We start from the raw sequence: 4,287 nt of genomic DNA on the forward strand, positions 1-4,287 counted from the left end.
ATGCCGAGCACCTCCATCGCGTCGATCTCCTCGCGGATGGTGCGAGCACCGAGGTCCGCGCAGATCGCCGTCGAGCCCGCGCCGGCCACCACCAGCACCGTGGTCAGCGGGCCGAGCTGGGTGACGGCACCGATCGCTGCGCCGGCACCGGAGAGGTCGGCGGCGCCGAACTGGGCCAGCAGGACGTTGAGGGTGAAGATCAGCAACACGGTCAGCGGGATCGAGACGAAGATCGTCGGCAGGAACGCCACCCGCATGATGAACCAGCACTGCAAGACGAACTCGCGCCACTGGAAAGGCCAGCGGAACAGCGCTTTTCCGGTCAGCACGCACATCCGGAAGAAGCCTCCGACGAGGGTCAGCGGCGTCTGCACTTGGTCGCGTACATAGCTGACCAAGTAAGGGCCACGTCGACTTTCAGACGTCGAAGTCACCGCTGCCCCCTCCAGCCTGCACCGCGGGCACCCTGGCTCCGCGGCGGATCATCAAGCACGCCTCGCCCCCTTGCCGCTGCGCGGCTTGGGGTGCCCCCACCCTGCCGCAACCCAATGAGTGTGATCATCGGCTACCTACCCGCAAGTAGTAACGGAGACCACAGGAACATACCCGATGGTCTTTCACGTGTGAACCGCATCCGCACAATTAACCCTTCGCCAATAGCTGGCAAACGTTACAGCTCCCGTCAACTTCCCTCTCTGCCCCTAAAACCTCTTGTTGTAGAACCGATTTAGTCGTTATCTGCGGCCCCGTAGCGAATCCGTAGTTCGGTCTTCAGCACCTTGCCCGCGGGATTGCGGGGAAGCGCGTCGACGACCTCGAGCGCCTTGGGATGTTTGTAGCGCGCGAGCCGTTCGGTCAGGAACCCTTCGAGGTCGTCCAGCCGCAGCCCGTCGCCGGCGACAGCCGCGACGGCGATCGGCACTTCACCCCACTTGTCGTGTGCCCGGCCGATGACGGCGACCTCGACGATGCCTGGGTGACTTGCCAGCACGTTCTCCACTTCGGCGCAGTAGATGTTCTCGCCGCCGGAGATGATCATGTCCTTCTTGCGGTCCACCACCCAGACGTAGCCGTCCCCGTCCATCCGGACCAGGTCACCGGAGTGGAACCAGCCGCCAGCGAAGGCCTCGGCCGTGGCCTCGGGGTTGTTCCAATACCCGCTCATCAAAGTCGGTGCGCGGTAGACGATTTCACCGACCTCGCCGACGGGCACATCATTCATGTCCTCGTCGACCACGCGGGCGGCGACCGTCGGGATGACCTTGCCGACCGACCCGCGCTTACGAATCGCGTCGTCGCCCAGCAGCATGCACGTCACCGGCGACATCTCCGTCTGTCCGAAGGCGGCCAATATCTGAGTCCCCGGAAACGTCGCCGACATCTCCCGCAGCAGCGCGTCGGGCGCGGGCGCGGCCCCCCACGACATCACCCGCAATCTCAGGTCACGCGGTCGCGCCTGTTGCTCGGCGCACACGGCCTGCCACTGCGCGGGAACCAGAAAGATTCCGGTGACCTTCTCCGCCGCCAGCACGTCGAGCAGCTGCCCGGGCTCGAACGCGCCCAGCGGGTAGATCACCGTGGGGATTCCGAGCAGCATTCCGGTCAACAGGTTGCCGATGCCGGCAATGTGGAAAAACGGGACACCGATGAATCCGACGTCATTGTTGATGTCGGCGCCATTGGTGTAGAGCCCGGTCATTGTTTGGCCGGTCAAATTCGTGTGGGTCAGCACCGCGCCTTTCGGCCGGCCGGTGGTGCCCGAGGTGTACATGATCAACGCGGGCGAATCGTTCGGGATGTCGACGGGTTCGTGCGACTCGCCGGGCTCGTTGACGAGGTCCTCGAAGCCCAGGACGTCGTCGTCAGTCGAGGCGCCGGCGACGACGATCATCTCCAGCGAAGGCTCGATTTCCCGAACTCCGGTGGCCACCGGTGCGAGCACCGCTTCGGTGATCAGCACGCGCGCTTCGCAATCCTCGACCAGGAAGGCGATTTCGGCGGCGGTGAGCCGGAAGTTCAGCGGAACGGCGATGGCCCCGAGCATGTTGATCGCAAGCACCGACTCGACGAATTCCGAGCGGTTGAGCATCAAGACCATGACGCGGTCGCCGAAGCCGACTCCGCGACGGCTCAGCGCATCGGCCAGCGCCGTCACGCGGCGCTGTAGCTCGGCCCATGTCAGGGTCTTGCCGAGGAACCTCAGGGCGGCCACGTCCGGCTGCATCAACGCATGCCGCTCGAGCTGGTTAGCCCAGTTCTGCCGCCGCGCCAGATACGGCTGCCCTTGTTTCTGCTCCTGCGTCGGGTGGTTAGCGAGTCGCGCGGTCAACTCAAGACATTCCCTTCACTCGCGCACCGCTTGCGCCAGGTTGATATTTGATAAAACATAGTGTTGTCTGGGTCACACTATGGCCTGGAACGCCCGCTGACAAGCCCAATCAACACTTAAATCCCGCCGCTGAAACTCCACCCGCCCAGCCACTGAAAGCCCTGGCAGCACCCAGTGAACGCACCGATATCCACGCGACCGAGGAAACGGCGAACGCTGCGCCGGGCTCAGCTGTCCGACGAGGTCGCGGGGCACCTCCGGGGGGCGATCATGTCCGGCGCTCTGCGGCCGGGCACGTTTATCCGGCTCGACGAGACCGCAGCGGAGCTCGGCGTCAGCGTCACCCCGGTGCGCGAAGCCCTGCTGAAGCTGCGCGGCGAGGGCATGGTGCAGCTCGAGCCGCACCGCGGTCACGTCGTCCTGCCGCTGACACGCCAGGACATCGAGGACATCTTCTGGCTGCAGGCAAAGATCGCCCAGGAACTGGCGGCCACGGCCACCGACCGCATCACCGACGCCCAGATCGACGAGCTCGACCGCATCAACGAGGCCCTCGCCGCGGCCGTCGGGTCCAGCGACGCCGAGACCATCGCGGGCATCGAGTTCTCCTTTCACCGCGTCTTCAACCACGCCAGCGGCCGGATCAAGTTGGCGTGGTTTCTGCTGAACGCCGCGCGCTACATGCCGGTGATGGTGTACGCGGGCGATCCGCAGTGGGGGTTGGAAGCGGTCGACAACCACCGGCAGACGATCGCCGCGCTGCGCCGGCGGGACGCCGGCGCGGTGACCAAGCACACCGTCTGGCAGTTCACCGACGCGGCGGCCCGGCTGAGCGAGCTGCGGGACCGCAGCGGGATTTTCGACTAGCCCGGCGAGCCCGACTAGGCCGATAGCTCCTCGGCGCGCTTCTTCAGGTTCTCGGCGAGATGATCCAGGACGTTGCCGAGGAGCTGCTTGACCATCGGCGCGGGCACCGGCATCGATGTCTCCACGTCCAGGTCCACGGTCAGCAGGCTGGACGCCCCGGTCCCCACCACGCTGAACAGCTGCTCCTGCTTGGTGAACAGATCGCCTTGCTGCAGGACGGTCTGAATCTGGTTTTCGCCGGGGTAGTACACGGCCTGAATGAACATGCCCTGCATGCCTTGTAAATCGGTGTCGAGGCGCAACTGGCTGGGGCGCCCGTCGTCATAGCGGGCGAGCACCCACAGGCCCTGAATCCCCTCGTTCCATTGGGGGTAGGACTCGAAGTCGCCGACGATTTTCATGATCAAAGCGGCGTCCGCATTCACTTCGACGGTCTTGCTCATGACTGGCATGGGCGAAGCATAGCGGGAGCAATTTCGCGTTTATCGGTCCACGCTCGCCGTCGACAGCAGCGCGCGGACGTCGTCGGGGATCGGGACCGATTTGCGGGTGATCCGATCGACATAGACGTGCACCCAGTGCCCGAGGGCGCTGACGGGTTGGGCGTCGCCGGGATCGAGTGGCGACACGTATATGCCGAGCCGGTAGGTGACGCTGCTGCGGCCAAGACGTGTCACCGCCAGCCCGACCGTGAGGCTCTGCGGGAAGTGCAATTCGGAGAAGTAACGGCAGCCCGATTCGGCGACGATGCCCAGCGCGGGCGTGGTGAGCGGGTCGAGCCCGGTGCCGGTGTTGATCCACGCGTTGATCGCGGAATCGAACAACTGGTAGTACGCGGCGTTATTGAGGTGGCCGAACATGTCGTTGTCGGCCCACCGGGTAAGGACCGGCCACTGCACCGGGAAGTCGTTGCTGGTGAGGTTTTCCGGCGCGGGCGGAACGGACGTCATTGCTCTTGACTACCAGTAGCGCATCGCTTGCCGGAAAGGTCCGCGAGCACGGGCTTGCTCATCTCGCGCGGGGCGTTCTGCAGGAGGCGCTGCTGAGGGTGGGCGCCCTCGGTCAGGGCGGCCACGTCGTCGTCGGTGTAG

At 65.1% G+C, this 4,287-nt stretch carries 5 protein-coding genes; 1 reads left to right on the forward strand and 4 read right to left on the reverse strand.

Annotation, left to right across the window (positions count from 1 at the left end; all coding sequences use genetic code 11):
- A partial coding sequence (locus tag JOZ00_RS06350) for an ABC transporter permease (RefSeq protein WP_293341314.1) occupies positions 1-398 on the reverse strand: 398 nt, incomplete at its 3' end.
- Positions 399-727: 329 nt separating this feature from the next.
- The gene (gene fadD5 / locus JOZ00_RS06355; RefSeq protein WP_293341303.1) at positions 728-2,329 is read right to left on the reverse strand and encodes a fatty-acid--CoA ligase FadD5; all 1,602 of its coding nucleotides are present in this window, start codon (positions 2,327-2,329) and stop codon (positions 728-730) included.
- 174 nt (positions 2,330-2,503) lie between these two features.
- Between fadD5 and JOZ00_RS06360 the strand changes: the two genes are divergently transcribed.
- Entirely contained in the window at positions 2,504-3,196 is a 693-nt protein-coding gene (locus JOZ00_RS06360; RefSeq protein ID WP_293341306.1) for a GntR family transcriptional regulator, read from the forward strand.
- Between the two features lie 14 nt (positions 3,197-3,210).
- On the opposite strand, the gene JOZ00_RS06365 is transcribed toward JOZ00_RS06360, so the two are convergent.
- Together JOZ00_RS06365 and JOZ00_RS06370 are read right to left on the reverse strand one after the other, a co-directional pair.
- Positions 3,211-3,648 carry an SRPBCC family protein gene (locus JOZ00_RS06365; RefSeq protein WP_293341308.1) on the reverse strand — a complete coding sequence of 146 codons (438 nt, stop codon included), beginning with the start codon at positions 3,646-3,648 and terminating at the stop codon, positions 3,211-3,213.
- 30 nt (positions 3,649-3,678) lie between these two features.
- The gene (locus tag JOZ00_RS06370) at positions 3,679-4,146 is read right to left on the reverse strand and encodes a thioesterase family protein (protein ID WP_293341311.1); all 468 of its coding nucleotides are present in this window, start codon (positions 4,144-4,146) and stop codon (positions 3,679-3,681) included.
- Positions 4,147-4,287 lie beyond the last annotated feature (141 nt).

Origin of the sequence: Mycobacterium sp. (assembly GCF_019243155.1) — a bacterium.
Lineage (GTDB): Bacteria > Actinomycetota > Actinomycetes > Mycobacteriales > Mycobacteriaceae > Mycobacterium.

Coding starts and splice junctions, on each gene's coding strand:
- JOZ00_RS06365 (WP_293341308.1), bottom strand. CDS start 3,648: ATGCCAGTCATGAGCAAGACCGTCGAAGTGAATGCGGACGCCGCTTTG.
- JOZ00_RS06370 (WP_293341311.1), bottom strand. CDS start 4,146: ATGACGTCCGTTCCGCCCGCGCCGGAAAACCTCACCAGCAACGACTTC.